Genomic DNA, 15861 nt, shown 5'->3' with positions numbered 1-15861 from the left:
ATAATAATCTCTTGATTTCATTCTTCCATCACAACCAGCCATTACAAAGAATCTCTTGATTGCACCAGTTTTAACAGCATCTACAACTTTATCAGCTAACTGCATTACCTGATTGTGAGCAAACCCACCAACTATTTCTCCTTTTTCTATTTCAGTTGGAGACTTGCATTTTTTAGCATGAGCTATGATCTTACTAAAATCTTTATTTCCATTTGAATCTTTTTCAATATGTGTTAATCCTTCAAAACCAACTGCACCAGTTGTATATACCCTATCTCTGTAAGAAGCTTTTGGTGGTACTAAACAGTTTGTTGTCATAAGAATTGGTCCATTAAAGCTTGCAAACTCTTTGTCTTGTTTCCACCATGCATTACCATAGTTTCCTACGAAATGATCGTATTTCTTAAATGCTGGATAGTAGTTTGCTGGTAGCATCTCACTATGAGTATATATATCTACTCCAGTTCCCTTAGTTTGTTCTAATAGTTGTTCCATATCACTTAAATCGTGTCCACTTATTAATATGGCTGGATTATTTTTTACGCCTATATTTACTTTAGTTATTTCTGGATGGCCGTATTTACTTGTGTTAGCAGTATCAAGTAATGCCATAACGTCCACTCCAAACTTACCGGCTTCCATATTAAGGGCTACTAAATCATCTGCAGTTAAACTATCGTCTAAAGTAGCAACCAATGCTTTTTGTAAAAATCCATTTATTTCAGCTTTATCATGATTTAAATTATTAGCATGATGTAAATATGCAGCCATACCCTTTAATCCATAAATTAATAGTTCTCTTAAAGATCTAATATCTTCATTTTCTGTTGCAAGTATACCTACTGTTTTAGATTTTTCATCAAACTCTTTTTCACTGGTTGCACTCCATGTTGCTGCATCATGGAAGTTTTCAAGTTCTATTATTGCTTTTGATTTCAATCCAAGGGCATTTTTGATTTTATCTAAAAATCCTCCTTCGATTTCTCCACCAGCTTTTACTATTTCTTTTTTCATTGTTTCTCTTAATTCTAAGGCTTTATTAATTCTTTTAATAAATGTATTTCTATCAAAGTTTGCATTTGTAATAGTTGAGAATAAACTATCAACTATAAAATGATCCACCTCTTTATTTCTTATTCCTAGCTCTCTTCCTTTAGTTGAATATATTGATATTCCTTTTAAAGTAAATATCAATAAATCTTGAAGATTAGCAACCTCTGGGCTTTTACCACAAACCCCAACTTTGGTACAACCAGTTCCTTTTGCTGCTTCTTGACATTGATAACAAAACATACTCATATATTATTCCTCCATTTATATAATTATTTAATAATCTTTTTGAATAAATAATTGATAATTATTTAACTTAGTTTTTCTTACATATTGTATTGAAGATCCTTTATTACTATATAACTTCTCTCTATATACATAATAAAGGATTCTTAATATAAAAACTGTGATATTAATCACCAAATAGAACTTTTATATATTTATTTTGTTTCAAAAATAAATAGACATGGAAACCCATGTCTATTTATAACCTTTAAAGTATGTTTCTCTATTATACATATAACCACCAAAGTCAATATAATCAGCTACTTGTGCTTTAGGGCCTAACTCTACCCCTTCTAGCACTTCTTCTTTAAATACATTAAATCCAGTTCTATCTACAATATATCCTATATGTTCTTTTGGTAAGGATCTATCAATATATCTACCTACATAATCATAGGTATTTTTAATAATTTTTACTATAGAATCTTCATCTACCCACTTTATAAATGGCATTGCAAGTCTTGGATTCCTTTTTCCTGTCCTACCCATTATTACTAGTCTATAATATTTCTCCTCACTTCTTGTCATAGCTCCTGTAGGACATTTTAATACACATTCTCCACAGCCAATACATTTTTCCTCATCTCTTATTACAGAGTAGTTTTCAAATTTCAATGCTCCAGTAACTTTCTTCTTACATACCTTAACACATGCTTCACAGCTTATACATCTACTCTCATCATATTGAGGTTCAGTTGTAGCTATGATACCAAAATCCTGCATATGAGCTTTTATACAGTCATTAGGACATCCTGTAATAGCAATTTTTACATGATAATCATTGGGAAAAATTTCTTTCTCTATCTTCTTTGCTAAATCAGTAGTATTAACATTAGCATATTGACATACTTTATTTCCAATACATGCTGATACATTTCTTGTTCCTGCTGCTGGATATCCCTTTAAGGGATCTTTTATATCAACTCCAATATTTAGCTCTAAACCTTCTAATATTGGCTTTATCATTTCATTTATTTCATCCATATATTTAAAATCGATATTAGGAACTTCAAATCCTTGCCTAGTAGTAATGTGAACACTGCCATCACCATATTTGTCTGCTATTTCTTTTATAATATCAAAGTATCTTACATCTAAGTGTCCCCCGGGGACTCTTATTCTCAAAGCAGTTTTACCTCTTGTCTTAGTTATTCTATATGCATTTTTCTTTACAGCTTTTGTGTTTAAATCCATAAGATCACCCCTTTAGTCTATTAGATTTTTTGCTTTGGTATAATTAAATACTGGTCCCTCTAAACACACATAAGTTTCATCTATTTTACAATGTCCGCATTTTCCAATTCCACAACTCATTTTTCTCTCAAAGGAAACCCATATTTTTTCTTCTGGGAAATTATTATTTAAAAACTCTAAACTTGCAAATTTCATCATTATAGGGGGACCCACTATTATTACTTCTGTTTGATTATAATCTTCTTCATTAATTTTAGGTATATATTTAGTTATAAGTCCTGTATTACCTTTCCAGTTTTCATCTCCATTATCAACCGTTAAAATAACATTTATTTTATTTTTCCATTTCTCTATTTCTTCATTAAATAATATATCTTTAGGAGATTTAAATCCTATTATAAGTTTGAAACTCTTAAGTTCTTCTATATGTTCATAAAAATAGTTAACTATACTTTTAACAGGGGCTAATCCTGTACCACCAGCAACTATAACAAGATCTTTCCCTTTATAATCTTCTAAATTAAATCCATTTCCATAAGGTCCTCTAGCAAATAGATAATCCCCTTCTTTTAATTCAAATACTTCATCAGTTAGTTTTCCTACTCTTCTTATAGTCATATCTAGATATCCATCACCAAAATCACTTATAGATATTGGTGCTTCTCCTACTCCAGGGATAGATATTTCTAAAAACTGACCATTTTGCGGGTTTATATCACTTTTAAATCTAAATGTATAGTCTATATCAGTTTCTTCAGTTACATTAATTATTGGAAGTTTAAATGGTACATATGGATTATTCATTTTTATCTCCCTCCACTATTTGATTAAGTTTATTTATACATTTTGAGAATGATATATACTGAGGACATACATCTGTACATCTTCCACAACCTACACACATATGGAATCCGAATCTTTTATAAAAATCATTTATTTTATGCATAGTTTTAAATCTCATTCTATCTCCATATTTTTCTCTAAAGGTATGTCCACCTGCCATATCTGTAAATCCATCCACATGGCATCCAGCCCATACTCTCCTTCTTTCACCGACTTTTTTATTTTTATCATAAAATACATCCTGCATAGAAAAACAACTACATGTAATACATGATGTATTACACCTTCCACACCCTATACATCTTTGTGAGTACTCTTTCCATATTGGGTTTTCAAATACTTCATTAGTAAGACTCTCAGGGTCTGGAATATTAACTTCTATTTTATTTTCCTTAATATAATCTGGTTTAAAGTCAATTTCATCTCCATTTTCATTAAAATAACTTTCTATTTCATTATCTTGAATATCTAAATAAACATCATTGTCATTTACTCTTATAGCAAGGGAGTAATTATCAGTCTTATTAGCCTCCATAGATACACAGTAACAACTATCAAATCCTTCTGTACACTCTATCATAAAGAACTTTACTTTTTCTCTTAGTCTTTTATAATACACGTCTTCGTGGGGTCCATTTTGTAAGAATATAGAATCAAGCCTCTTAATTCCATTTATGTCACAAGGTCTTAAGAATACTATCACTTTCTTGTCGTCAACTTTTGATTCTTTAACCTCTCCATCAGTGAAGTAAAATAATGTTTGTCTTATAGGATGAATTATTTCCTTTGGTGAAAAGTAAGATTTTTTATCAAATACTATTTCATCAAAGTTATCTATTTCTCCATATCCAACTACATCTGTATCAGAGAACCGTCCTTTGCTTTCTATATTTTTTGGACCATATATTTTATAGTTCTCTTTTAATGAATCTAGAACTTTATTGAAGTTCTCAAATCCCATCTTAACTCCCATTAGTCAAACCTCCCATAGTCTTTTGTTAATAATTTACCATACTCATCCATAGTACTACGTGATATGTATCACACGTTTATAATTTAACATAGGGAAATAAAAAAATATGTGACATATATCACATATTTATTGTTATTTAATATTATAAGTATTTTTCAAAGCTTTATTAGCCGCCTCAATAGTTATTTCTATATCCTCATCACTATGGGCATAGGTTATAAACCAACCTTCGAATTGTGATGGAGGAAGAAGTATTCCTTCTTCTATCATTTTTTTAAAGAAAATGCTATATTTTTCTGTATCACATTCTTTCACATCATCATAATTAGTAAAAGGTCCTTTGCCAAAGAATAAACATATCATTCCTTTTATCCTATTTACATGACAGTCTATATTGAGATTATCTATTATATCATTTAATCCATTTTCTAATTTAATAGCTTTCTTTTCTAGCTCTTTATAAATATTTCTATTATCTTTTAATTTAGTTATAAGGTTATATCCCATGTTCATTGCTAGTGGATTTCCAGATAGGGTACCTGCCTGATAAACATCTCCTAATGGTGAAATATTACTCATGATATGTTTTTTACCACCATAAGCTCCTACAGGTAGTCCTCCTCCAATAATTTTACCAAAACAAGTTATATCAGGGTCTATACCAAATTCCTGTTGTGCTCCCCCATAGGATAATCTAAATCCAGTTATAACCTCATCAAATATTAGTAAAGAATCATATCTACTCGTAATATCTCTTAATCCTTCTAAAAAACCTTCAATCGGAGGTACTACCCCCATATTGCCGGCTACGGGCTCAACTATAATACAGGCTATATCATCGCCATATTCATTAAAAGCTTTTTCAACTGATTCTAAGTCATTATATTTACATACTATAGTATCCTTTACTACATAATCTGGTACTCCAGGACTTGTAGGCACATTAAATGTAATTGCACCTGATCCAGATTTAACTAATAAAGAGTCCGAATGACCATGATAACATCCTTCAAATTTAAGTATTTTATTCCGTTTAGTATAAGCCCTTGCTAATCTTAAAGCACTCATAGTAGCTTCAGTCCCAGAGTTAACCATTCTAACCATATCTACTGATGGATAACTTTCTACTATAAGCTTTGCCATTTTTACTTCTATTTCTGTTGGAACTCCAAAACTTGTTCCATTTTTTAAAATATGATCAATACCATCTAATACTTCTTCATCGCTATGTCCTAATATTAAAGGTCCCCAAGAACATATATAGTCTATGTATGAATTCCCATCAACATCATATATCTTACTTCCCTTCCCTTTTTCAATAAAAATAGGATCAAGATCTACTGACTTAAATGCCCTTACTGGACTATTTACACCTCCAGGGATGTACTTCTTAGCATCTTCGTATATTTTTTTGGATTTTTTAAACATACTCTTCCTCCTTCAGAAGCCTTGCTATATCTTTGGCAAAATAAGTTATTATTATATCTGCTCCTGCTCTTTTTATAGAAGTAATTGTTTCTAATATTGCATCTTCACCTAAAATGTCATTTTTAATAGCATTTTTTAGTATGGCATATTCTCCACTTACATTATAAGCTGCTATTTTTATATTAAAGTTATCTTTTAATCTTCTAATGATATCTAGATAAGCTAGAGCAGGTTTAACCATTATAATATCTGCTCCTTCTTCTATGTCTAATGACGCTTCTATTAGTGCTTCATCACTATTAGCAGGATCCATCTGATATGACCTTCTATCCCCAAATGTAGGGGATGAGTGGGCAGCATCTCTAAATGGCCCATAATAAGATGAAGAATATTTTACACTGTAGCTCATAATTGGAATATCTACAAAACCATTTTTATCTAATTCACTTCTTATATATCTTACTCTACCATCCATCATATCCGATGGAGCCACCATATCAGCTCCTGCTTTAGCATGACTTACCCCGATACGACCTAGATATTTAAGAGTTTCATCATTGTCTATGAACCCATTTTCATTTAATATTCCACAGTGTCCATGACTTGTATACTGACACATACATATATCTGTTATCACATATATGTCCTTGTGATTTTCTTTTATTTCTCTCACTGCCTTTTGAACTATACCATCTTCAATATAAGCTTCTTTTCCACACTCATCTTTATTTGTTGGAACACCGAATAAAATAACATATCTTATTCCTAAATCTTTTAACTCTTTTATTTCTTCATCTAATTTGTCAACTGAATAATGATAACAATCTGGAAGGGATTTTATTTCTTTTTTTATATTTTCCCCCTCTACAATAAACAAAGGATAAATTAGGTCTTCTATATTAACCTTAGTTTCTCTAACAAGCTTTCTAATACCTTCGTTCCCTCTAAGTCTTCTTGGTCTTTTGATTATATTCAATATTATTCCTCCTTGGTACTAGTTACTAAAGATTCTATTATTCCATTTATAGTGGACTCTTGTGCTTCTTTATAAACTTTTAGATTAAAGTCTTCTATAGTTTTACTGGTAATAGGTCCTATAGAAATTATTTTTATTTTTTTCAATAAATGAATATTTTCAAATCCTAATATTTTAATAAAGTTTTTAACAGTTGAAGAACTGGTAAAAGTTATATAATCTATTTTATTAACTTTAATAAGATTTGAAACCTCTTTATATTTATCTTCCATTACTGTATTGTATATTACTACCTCTTCTACAGCACAAAACTTTTCTAATTCTTCTATCAAGTATTCTCTTCCTTGATTTCCTCTAGGAATTAAGATATTATCATTTTTATTTACTATTAATTTTAGTTCATCTACTAGACTTTCACTCACACTTTTTTCTGGTGTAATATCAGAAACTAAACCATAATCTCTTAATAACTTATTAGTTGACTTACCAATAGAAACTATTTTTAAATCCTTTAAAACTCTTGAGTCATATCCCATTTCAAATAGTTCTTCAAAGAATATCTTAATACCATTTACAGAAGTAAATATAATGTATGAATAATCCTTTATATTTTTTATAGTATATTTAAGCTTTTCATTTTTTTCTATTTTTTCTATTTTAATAGTTGGAAGCTCGATCGAATTTCCACCTAAGGCCTCAATTTTTTCTAATAAACTACTATTTTGTGCCCTTGATCGAGTAATTATTATATTTTTACCTAACAGTTGCTTTTCTTCAAAGAAATTAAGTTTATCTCTTAATCTAACTACATCTCCTATAACTGTCAAACTAGGAGAAGATATTCCCTTTTCCTTAACCTTTTGATAAATATTATTTAATGTTCCTACTAATACTTTTTGATTGCTAGTTGTTGCTTGATGTATTATTGCAACTGGAGTATCACTATTCATCCCGTGATGAATTAAATCCTGGGTTATATTAGGTAAGTTTTTCATACCCATTACAAACACCAGAGTCCCTTTTAATTTAGCTATTGTTTCAAAATTTAATTCATCATCATTCTTTGTGTGACCTGTAAATACATGAAAAGATGATGAATAGTCTCTATGTGTTATAGGTATTCCGCCATATGTAAGTCCTCCTATTGTAGAGGTTATCCCAGGGACTACTTCAAAGTTTACATTATTATCATAAAGAATTTGTCCTTCTTCGCCACCTCTACCAAAAACATAAGGATCTCCACCCTTTAGCCTTACCACTAGTTTCCCTTCTCTTGCTTTATCAACTAATAGGTTGTTTATATCCTTTTGCTTCATTATATGATTATTAGGCTTTTTCCCCACATATATAAGTTCGCAGTCTTCTTTAACTTCTTTTAAATATCTTTTATTTATTAATCTATCGTAAACTAATACTTCTGCTTTTTTTAAAAGTTCCATCCCTTTATATGTTATTAGATTAAAATCGCCTGGTCCTGCTCCAACTAAATAAACTTTACCCTTCATATTTTCTCATCTCCATCATTATTTCATCAGCTAGCTCTTTGCCTATTTTTTCTTCTTCGCCAATATTTCCTGTTATACTTTTTTTTATTAAAATACTTCCATCATCACTACCAAATAATCCATTTAATATTATCTGTTCTTCATTAACTATACATAATGCGCCAATTGGTATATGACAGCTTCCATTCACACCCTCTAAAAAAGCCCTTTCTGCTTTTACTTGAATAGCTGATTTTTCATCCCTAATCTTTTCTATCATTTCTTTCAATCTTATATCATCTTTTCTTATTTCTAAAGCTAATGCTCCTTGACTGGGAGCAGGTAACATTTCATCTTCATTAAAATAATAATTTATTTTTTCATTAAGTCCTAATCTTTTTATACCTGCAGCAGCTAGTATAATCCCATCAATATTCATTTCATCTATTTTTCTTATTCTACTATCAATATTTCCCCTTATAGGTACAATCTTAATATCAGGTCTAACTTTTAAAAATTGATACTTTCTTCTTTTGCTTCCTGTTCCTATTTTTCCACCTATAGGTATATCCTTTAAGTTTGATAAACCCTCTCTAAGAATTAAAACATCTCTATAATCTTCTCTTTTAGGTACTCCAGCAAAGATTAATCCCTTAGGTAATTCAGAAGGCATATCTTTAAAGCTATGGATTGCTAAATCTATTTCATTTTGAAGTAAAGCTTTTTCTATCTCCTTAACAAATAATCCTTTATCTCCGATTTTATCTAAAGAAACATTTTGTATTTTATCCCCTTTTGTTTTGATAACCTTTACTTCAAATAATGCCTTAGGAAAATTTTCTCTTAATTTATCTATAACCCAGTTTGTTTGACTTAAAGCAAGTTTACTACCTCTAGACCCCACTACTATTTTCATAATTTTTCCTCCTTTCTATTAATTCTTCATAGCTTAAATCCACTAATTCATTTAGTAAGTCTTTCTTCTTCTTACTATCTTGAAACTTTTTCAATATTATCTCTCGTATTTCCCCTAAAACCTTAATATAATCTTCATAATCAACAGGGTATTCTTTTTCTAATTTTGTTCTTATTTTTTTACTTAAAGATGGACTCTTCCCATTTGTTGACACTGATATACTTAAATCTCCCCTTTTAAAAGTGGAAGGAACTATAAAGTTAGAATTATCCACATCATCTACTACATTACAAAGTATATTGTTGTTTTTACAATAAATTGATATTTCTTTATTAGTCTTTCTACAATCCGTTGCAGCTATTATTATAAAAGACCCTTTTATTAATTCCTCTTTATATTTAGATTTAATTGGATTTATTTTATCATTTATTTGTTCGAACTCTTTTATGAATTTTGGACTTATTACTGTAATATCCCTACTATATTCTAGTAGGTTTAATGTTTTTCTAAAAGCAACTTTACCTCCACCTATTATTGATATTTTCTTACCAGATAAATTTAACATTATAGGATAAAACAAACTAATCACCTCTACTTATATCATATAAATTTTCTAAGGAATTAATGTACTCATCTAATATATCTTCATTATCAGTTTCTTTTAACTTTAATATAGGTTCTCTAATTAATCTTTTTAAAGCTGAGTTAAGCATTTTGTCTATTATTTTTTTATCTCTATTGTCTAACTCTACTTTTTTATATATATAGTCTAAAGTTTCATCTTTTATTTTTTTACTTTTATTGTTCAAATGTTCTATTACGGGGTCAGCCTTTATACTTTTTAACCATAACATAAATTCATCTATGCTTTCCTGAATTATTTCAATAGCCTCCTCTGAAATGTCTGCTCTTCTTTTTTCATTTTCATAAGATATTTCTTTTAGGTCATCTATATCATATAGATGAATACTTTTATGATTTTTAATCTTTATATCTACATCCTTTGGCATGGCTAAATCTAGTATATTAAGCTCACTATTTATCTCTTCCATTTCATTAGCTTTGATTATTACATGGGGTGATGATGTGGAAGTAATTAATATATCAACTTCTCTTAAAATATCATATCTATCATAATAGTCTATTGGTATTACATTTGGATAATCCTTTGATAAATCTATAACCTTTTGATGGTTTCTATTAATCATATATATTTTATTTAAATTTTCTTCTAATAAGTATTTTAGAGTTAATTTTCCCATCTTGCCTAACCCTATGATTAAAGCATTTTTATCCTTTAATGTACTTAGCTTTTTCTTTAAGAACTTAACTCCGATATAACTAATAGAAATAGGATGTTCTGAAATCTTAAGTTCACTTTTAATTTTTTTAGAAATAGAAATCGCTTCTCTAAATAACTTGTTTAATACTTTTTTACTTCCTCCTAAATCCATAGCAAATTCATGGGCCTCTTTGACTTGACCAAGTATTTGATCTTCTCCTAACACTATTGAATCTAGACCGCTAGCTACATTATAAAGGTGTATTATAGCTTCTTTATTCTTTTTTACATACAGATAATCTTTCACATTGTTAATATCAAAGAATTTACTATAAAAGTCTTTTATTTTATCAATTTTTTCATCTAGTTTATTTTTATATTCTACGATGTATATTTCACTTCTATTACAGGTAGAAAGAATTACTACCTCATCTATTCCTTGGTCTAATAATATGTTTATTGCCACAATTTTTCTAGTATCAATAAATGCTACTTTTTCTCTAACAGAAGTAGCCGCTGTTTCGTGGTTTAATCCTATAACTGCAAATTTCAATATTATCACCATTCCTTACTACCTATTATAAAGAAATAATTAAATAGCCAACGTCTAAATTTATTGGCTATTTATACATTCTTCTATCTTTTGAATATATATTTTAATAAATTCTTCATTTTCCCCTAGTCCATGGGTATAGACTGATACATCAAACCCATTATCCAATAGAATGTTTTTCCAAGAATCTTTATTATCTCCAGCCATATGGACTTTTCCATGATATCCAAAGGTTAAAGTAAGAGATGCTAAATATGATTTTGTAGTTTTTTATAACTTATATTCCCAAAATTTTTACTACCATGACCCATTAAAACTATACCTTTATTATCATCAAGATCTTTAAATTTGGAAACAATTATATTAACAATATTATCATAATCTTTAGCTTCAATAAAAACCGGTTTTCCAATTTCTATTTTATCAAATTCTTCCTCATATTTACTACTTACTTGTACTATTTTTTCATATTCTAATCCAGCTATTAAATGAAGAGGTTGAACAATTACCTCTTTATATTTATCTTTCTTAATTTGATCTAAAGCCTCATGCATTAAATAGATTTTTATTCCTTTTTTTTCTTTTAGTCTATTTATAATTATTTCAGATGTAAATCCAAGTATTACATCATACTCTTTAAACTTGTTATTTATATTTTCTATTATTTTCATAATAATATTTTCAAATTCATCTAAAAACTTGTTCCATATCCTGCATCTAGTATTATTCTTTCCCTATTCATATAATCCTCTTTCGAAATGACCTATATATAGTTATACCCCTTATTAAAATCTTTATTTTTATTTTATTAAAACTACTATTAATATTATGTGATTTTTATCACAGTATATATTTCATATATTGCTTATTATAATATTAGATACTTATATTTAAGGAGGGCTAAATAATGAATTTACCCAAATATGCAGTTTTGCAAAAGGTAAGAGATGGTAAAAGAACCTATGGCATTACTCCAAGAATCCCTGGAGGCTTTGTGAAGACTGATGAGATGATAAAAATAGCAGAAGTTGCAAAAAAATATAAAGGTACTTTAAAAATTACTTCTGGACAAAGAATTGCTATCCTAGGAATTGAAGCAGAAGATGTGGAAAAAGCATGGAAAGAATTAGATATGGATCCTGCAGTACTTTCTCCTTATTCTGTTAAGAATGTAGAGATGTGTCCTGCATCATTTTGTAAAAGATCAAAACAAAATTCTTTAAAGCTCGGTATGCGATTAGAAAAAAGGTTTTATGGAGCTAAAACACCAAATAGAACTAAAATAGGAGTTGCAGGATGTAGAAATGCCTGCGGTAGTGTTCATTCTAAAGATATCGGAGTTATAGGTATAGAAGAAGGCTATATAATAACTGCTGGTGGTAGTGCAGGTTTTCATCCAAGACAAGATAACATTATAGCTGAAAACTTAAATGATGATGAAGCTTTTATGATGGTAGAAGCAATATATGATTTTTACAACGAAGAAGCTGAGTTTGGAGAAAAGCTAGGACCTTTTATAGATAGAATATCTTTAGACACCTTCAAAGAAAATGTTTATAAAATCTATAAGGAAAAGATGGGATTGTGATTAAAATCACATAAATAAAATTCATTATATTTTATAATGAATTTATATTACTTTTAACAATTAAAAAGGGTCATTGATTCTTCTTTCACTTAGAAAAGTTAAAAAAATAACAAGATGGGAATGATTATGATGGAGAAAGGTATGCTTAAACCAAATGAAATTGTTAAAGCAACAATAAATGCAGGAATAAACAAAGCAAAATTATCCTCATTACAAATGATACTCCTAGGAATATTAGCTGGAATTTTTATAGGATTTGGGGCTCATGCAAATATAGCTATATCTCAAACTTTAGGAAGATTTGATATTGGGGTTGCCACATTTATGGGAGCTGCAGTATTTCCAGTAGGACTTATGTTAGTTTTGATAGCGGGAGCTGAATTATTTACTGGAAACAATCTTATGACTTTAGCTTTAATGGATAGAAAAATCACTTTCTCTCAATTATCTAAAAATTGGTCATTAGTTTATATAGGTAATTTTATAGGTTCTATTTTGCTTGCTTATATTATATCAGAGTCTGGCTTATATGAATCTAATTCAGATATTGCTAATAGAGCTATTGGTATTTCAGAGGCTAGAGTAGGTTTTACTTTTCAAGCAGCATTATTAAGAGGTATTCTTTGCAATATAATAGTAGTATTAGCTGTATGGCTATCTAGTGCCTCCCAAAATGTTATAGGAAAACTTTTTTCAATCTGGTTTCCTATAATGCTATTTGTAGTTTCAGGATTTGAACATAGTGTAGCCAATATGTTCTTTTTATCAATGGGAAAATTTTTAGGTGCAAATATTACTTGGAGTGAAATTTGGATAAATAATCTTATCCCTGTAACCTTAGGAAACATTATAGGGGGAGCTATAATAATACCAGGAATTTACTATCTAATATATGTTTACAAAAAATAATTTGAGTTATTTTTAAAAGGATCCATAATTCTACGTAGAATTATGGATCCTTTTAAATTAATATTCCTTTTAAAAGATCATCTGAGATTACTATTTCTTTCGCAAGTTTTCTATTTTCCTCTAAGTGTATTGCAATATGACGTTGAGGTTTTATACTAGGAGCTAAATCTATAGCTTTTATAAAATCACTCTTCTTTATCTTTAAAGATTCAGTATATTTCCAAAATCCTGTAGTATGAAGAAGATTATTAATATCATTTGTTTTATTATCTTGTATTTTACTCATAATATATGTGGCTATTCCAACTTGAATACCATGTAAATAGGGTTCATCAACTATTTTGTCCAATGCATGGGATATAAGATGCTCTGATCCGCTAGAAGGTGCCGAACTCCCGCTTATTTCCATAGCTATTCCATTCATAATCAATGAGTCCACTAAATTTTGAATAAAAGATGTATCCTTTACAGATTTAAAGTGAATATTTAGTAAACTATTTATAGATTTTTTGGATATCATTAATGCAAAATCCTCAACACAACCTTTCCCACTCATTTCTTCAAAGTTCCAATCCCATAGAGCAGTAATGTTTGATACTATGTCTCCTACTCCCGAATAAATAAAATAATCAGGAGCACCTTTTATTATATTTGTATCTACTATTATTCCATAGGGGACTTTTGCTGGAACTGTAGTTCTCTTACCTTGTATAAAAAGTGAAGCCACTGGAGATGAAAAGCCATCATTAGATGTACTCGTAGGTATACTTATAAATGAAAGTTTTCTTAAAAATGCTATATATTTAGATACATCTATTACTCTACCTCCACCCATTCCTATGATTGCTTCTATATTATTAGGTAGAGAAAAAGCTCTATTACTTATATCACTATAATCATTGTTTTTAATTATGTATGTATCAAATTTTATATTTTCTCTATTTAAAATTCTCTCTATATTTTTTCCAAACATTTCTTTTATTTTTTTGTCATAGAATACAGCTATATTATTTAATCCTTCTCTATTTAGTAGATATCCTGTTCTTTCTATACTATCTGGTCCTGATTCTAATATAGAAGGTATATTTATTCTATGGGTTCTATTTACCATTTTAAACTTCCTTTTCTCTAAGGATATCTTCAATATCTTTAAACGATTCAAACTCATGAAACTCTATATCCCTTTCTTTGAAAATGTCTATAAGCTTTCCTGTTGCAAATCTCAAATCACAGATTAAACTTGGTTCATAATCTGGCATACTGTCTCCTGCATAATAAACTCTTTTATATTTCGTCTTTAAATCTTCAACTACTTTTTTCTTGTCTATTCCATATCTTTCTGAGTAATATTTATGATTTGGATCTACATCATAGTGAAGTCCCTTTTCCTTATATATAGCCTTATTTGAATAAATAGTAATATCATCTAATTTAAAATACTCGAGTATAGTTTCAATATAATAACTGGCTCCAGCACTTAATATTACAAATTCTCCATCTCTTCTTTGGATAAAATTAATAAATTGATGTAAATATGTATCTATTTCAAGCTCAAGTATATCTTTTTTTATTTCATTCTCTTCTCTATCAATATTCTTGAATACATGCCCTAAAAAATCTATATCTTTTAATTTTCCTGCTTTCCATTCTAAATATTTATTATTTCCTTCTTCTTTCATATATTTATCTATTATGTGCCAATAAAAATCTTTTTTTGTTATTGTTCCATCAAAATCAGATATAAAGACAAATTTTTTCATCATATACCTCCCTAGTAAACATATTCTATAGTTTTATCTTAGTATTATTTTTTTATCCAATTTGTATATTATTAAATAAAAACAATAAAAAAATTAGGAGTAGAATTAATTCTACTCCTAATTTTATCTATATTTATGCTAGTTCTTTTTCTCCGTTCATGAACATTTCTATATCACTTTCTACTTCTCCAACTCCACCAATACCAAAGTTTTCAACTAATACTTTAGCTACATTCGGTGATAAGAATGCAGGTAATGTTGGTCCTAAGTGAATATTTTTAACTCCTAGAGATAATAGGGCTAATAATACTATAACAGCCTTTTGCTCATACCATGCAATATTATAAGAAATAGGTAGATCGTTTATATCATTCATTTCAAACACTTCTTTTAATTTAAGAGCTATTACAGCTAAGGAATATGAATCATTACATTGTCCTGCATCAAGTACTCTAGGTATTCCACCAATATCCCCTAGTTCTAATTTATTGTATCTATATTTAGCACAACCTGCTGTTAGGATAACTGTATCTTTTGGAAGTTTGTCAGCGAATTCTGTATAATAATCTCTTGATTTCATTCTTCCATCACAACCAGCCATTACAAAGAATCTCTTGATT

14 protein-coding genes and 2 pseudogenes are annotated in these 15861 nt (G+C 29.0%); 2 read left to right on the top strand and 14 right to left on the bottom strand.

All coding sequences use genetic code 11. The features are described 5' to 3' along the window. The 11 genes and pseudogenes from hcp to GOQ27_RS05410 form a co-directional block, all read right to left on the bottom strand. A partial coding sequence (gene hcp, locus GOQ27_RS05465) for a hydroxylamine reductase (RefSeq protein WP_203365826.1) occupies positions 1-1299 on the bottom strand: 1299 nt, incomplete at its 3' end. A 231-nt stretch (positions 1300-1530) separates the two neighbouring features. After that, entirely contained in the window at positions 1531-2529 is a 999-nt protein-coding gene (gene asrC / locus GOQ27_RS05460; protein ID WP_203365825.1) for a sulfite reductase subunit C, read from the bottom strand. Between the two features lie 12 nt (positions 2530-2541). Beyond that, positions 2542-3333 carry an anaerobic sulfite reductase subunit AsrB gene (gene asrB, locus GOQ27_RS05455; RefSeq protein WP_203365824.1) on the bottom strand — a complete coding sequence of 264 codons (792 nt, stop codon included), beginning with the start codon at positions 3331-3333 and terminating at the stop codon, positions 2542-2544. After that, a complete protein-coding gene (asrA, locus tag GOQ27_RS05450; RefSeq protein WP_203365823.1) occupies positions 3326-4345 on the bottom strand; it encodes an anaerobic sulfite reductase subunit AsrA in 1020 nt (339 codons plus the stop codon). The genes asrB and asrA overlap by 8 nt, the downstream gene beginning before the upstream one ends. A gap of 132 nt (positions 4346-4477) precedes the next feature. Then, positions 4478-5773 carry a glutamate-1-semialdehyde 2,1-aminomutase gene (hemL, locus tag GOQ27_RS05445; RefSeq protein WP_203365822.1) on the bottom strand — a complete coding sequence of 432 codons (1296 nt, stop codon included), beginning with the start codon at positions 5771-5773 and terminating at the stop codon, positions 4478-4480. Beyond that, positions 5766-6749 carry a porphobilinogen synthase gene (hemB, locus tag GOQ27_RS05440; protein ID WP_207751265.1) on the bottom strand — a complete coding sequence of 328 codons (984 nt, stop codon included), beginning with the start codon at positions 6747-6749 and terminating at the stop codon, positions 5766-5768. Before hemB ends, hemL begins: the two co-directional genes overlap by 8 nt. A 2-nt stretch (positions 6750-6751) precedes the next feature. Beyond that, complete coding sequence (cobA, locus tag GOQ27_RS05435) at positions 6752-8254, bottom strand: uroporphyrinogen-III C-methyltransferase (protein WP_203365821.1); 1503 nt, start codon at positions 8252-8254, stop codon at positions 6752-6754. Then, on the bottom strand, positions 8244-9149 hold the full coding sequence (gene hemC, locus GOQ27_RS05430) for a hydroxymethylbilane synthase (RefSeq protein ID WP_203365820.1): 906 nt from the start codon (positions 9147-9149) through the stop codon (positions 8244-8246). Before hemC ends, cobA begins: the two co-directional genes overlap by 11 nt. Further along, positions 9127-9714 (bottom strand): precorrin-2 dehydrogenase/sirohydrochlorin ferrochelatase family protein, encoded by a 588-nt coding sequence (locus GOQ27_RS05425; protein ID WP_203365819.1) that lies wholly within the window; start codon positions 9712-9714, stop codon positions 9127-9129. The genes hemC and GOQ27_RS05425 overlap by 23 nt, the downstream gene beginning before the upstream one ends. Before the next feature lie 16 nt (positions 9715-9730). After that, positions 9731-10984 carry a glutamyl-tRNA reductase gene (hemA, locus tag GOQ27_RS05420; protein WP_203365818.1) on the bottom strand — a complete coding sequence of 418 codons (1254 nt, stop codon included), beginning with the start codon at positions 10982-10984 and terminating at the stop codon, positions 9731-9733. Positions 10985-11044: 60 nt separating this feature from the next. After that, positions 11045-11655: pseudogene (locus tag GOQ27_RS05410) on the bottom strand (sirohydrochlorin cobaltochelatase). Between the two features lie 236 nt (positions 11656-11891). On the opposite strand from GOQ27_RS05410, the gene GOQ27_RS05405 reads away from it, so the two are divergent. Both GOQ27_RS05405 and GOQ27_RS05400 read left to right on the top strand, forming a co-directional pair. Then, positions 11892-12572 (top strand): nitrite/sulfite reductase domain-containing protein, encoded by a 681-nt coding sequence (locus GOQ27_RS05405; protein ID WP_203365816.1) that lies wholly within the window; start codon positions 11892-11894, stop codon positions 12570-12572. 141 nt (positions 12573-12713) lie between these two features. Next, positions 12714-13481, top strand: coding sequence for a formate/nitrite transporter family protein (locus GOQ27_RS05400; RefSeq protein ID WP_350445882.1), 768 nt, complete (start codon positions 12714-12716; stop codon positions 13479-13481). Between the two features lie 52 nt (positions 13482-13533). On the opposite strand, the gene GOQ27_RS05395 is transcribed toward GOQ27_RS05400, so the two are convergent. From GOQ27_RS05395 to GOQ27_RS05385, 3 genes and pseudogenes are all read right to left on the bottom strand, one after another. Then, complete coding sequence (locus GOQ27_RS05395) at positions 13534-14592, bottom strand: iron-containing alcohol dehydrogenase family protein (protein ID WP_203365815.1); 1059 nt, start codon at positions 14590-14592, stop codon at positions 13534-13536. A 1-nt stretch (position 14593) separates the two neighbouring features. Then, positions 14594-15241, bottom strand: coding sequence for an MtnX-like HAD-IB family phosphatase (locus GOQ27_RS05390; protein ID WP_252187759.1), 648 nt, complete (start codon positions 15239-15241; stop codon positions 14594-14596). Between the two features lie 133 nt (positions 15242-15374). Beyond that, positions 15375-15861, bottom strand: a pseudogene (locus tag GOQ27_RS05385) (hydroxylamine reductase); the annotation flags it as partial.

Origin of the sequence: Anaeromonas frigoriresistens (assembly GCF_016820655.1) — a bacterium.
Classification (GTDB): domain Bacteria; phylum Bacillota; class Clostridia; order Tissierellales; family SIT17; genus Anaeromonas; species Anaeromonas frigoriresistens.
Note: the sequence above shows the minus strand (reverse complement) of the source record. Positions and strands in the feature narration are given on the sequence as shown.

What these genes read in the sequence shown, in the direction of transcription:
- hemC (WP_203365820.1), bottom strand. Translation starts at nt 9,149, where the DNA reads ATGAAAATAGTAGTGGGGTCTAGAGGTAGTAAACTTGCTTTAAGTCAA.
- cobA (WP_203365821.1), bottom strand. Translation starts at nt 8,254, where the DNA reads ATGAAGGGTAAAGTTTATTTAGTTGGAGCAGGACCAGGCGATTTTAAT.
- asrB (WP_203365824.1), bottom strand. Translation starts at nt 3,333, where the DNA reads ATGAATAATCCATATGTACCATTTAAACTTCCAATAATTAATGTAACT.
- GOQ27_RS05425 (WP_203365819.1), bottom strand. Translation starts at nt 9,714, where the DNA reads ATGTTAAATTTATCTGGTAAGAAAATATCAATAATAGGTGGAGGTAAA.
- GOQ27_RS05405 (WP_203365816.1), top strand. Translation starts at nt 11,892, where the DNA reads ATGAATTTACCCAAATATGCAGTTTTGCAAAAGGTAAGAGATGGTAAA.
- asrA (WP_203365823.1), bottom strand. Translation starts at nt 4,345, where the DNA reads ATGGGAGTTAAGATGGGATTTGAGAACTTCAATAAAGTTCTAGATTCA.
- GOQ27_RS05395 (WP_203365815.1), bottom strand. Translation starts at nt 14,592, where the DNA reads ATGGTAAATAGAACCCATAGAATAAATATACCTTCTATATTAGAATCA.
- asrC (WP_203365825.1), bottom strand. Translation starts at nt 2,529, where the DNA reads ATGGATTTAAACACAAAAGCTGTAAAGAAAAATGCATATAGAATAACT.
- GOQ27_RS05390 (WP_252187759.1), bottom strand. Translation starts at nt 15,241, where the DNA reads ATGAAAAAATTTGTCTTTATATCTGATTTTGATGGAACAATAACAAAA.
- hemL (WP_203365822.1), bottom strand. Translation starts at nt 5,773, where the DNA reads ATGTTTAAAAAATCCAAAAAAATATACGAAGATGCTAAGAAGTACATC.
- GOQ27_RS05400 (WP_350445882.1), top strand. Translation starts at nt 12,714, where the DNA reads ATGCTTAAACCAAATGAAATTGTTAAAGCAACAATAAATGCAGGAATA.